1 protein-coding gene is annotated in these 225 nt (G+C 26.2%); it reads right to left on the bottom strand.

The genetic code is table 11. The annotated features are described in order from the left end of the window. Positions 1-151, bottom strand: a 151-nt coding sequence (locus tag TP70_RS09640; protein ID WP_044361023.1) for a ParA family protein, incomplete at its 3' end; no start/stop codon positions are given. Positions 152-225: the final 74 nt, after the last annotated feature.

Consider the following 225-nt stretch of genomic DNA (forward strand, 5'->3'; position numbering starts at 1 on the left):
TTTGTATTTTTTCAGTTAAATTACTTTGAGGATCTGTATCAATTGCTAATACTTTATAACCATCTTTCGCTAATAAATAAGTAAGTATTTCTGTTAAAGTAGATTTACCTACCCCCCCTTTAAAACAACCAATCGTTATTACTATTGTCATATAACCAAACCTCTTTTCTGATTCTGTTAATTACATTTTATTTATATCTATAATAACAAATATCTCAGCTATTC

Source organism: Staphylococcus microti (assembly GCF_000934465.1).
In the GTDB taxonomy this organism is placed as follows: Bacteria; Bacillota; Bacilli; order Staphylococcales; family Staphylococcaceae; genus Staphylococcus; species Staphylococcus microti.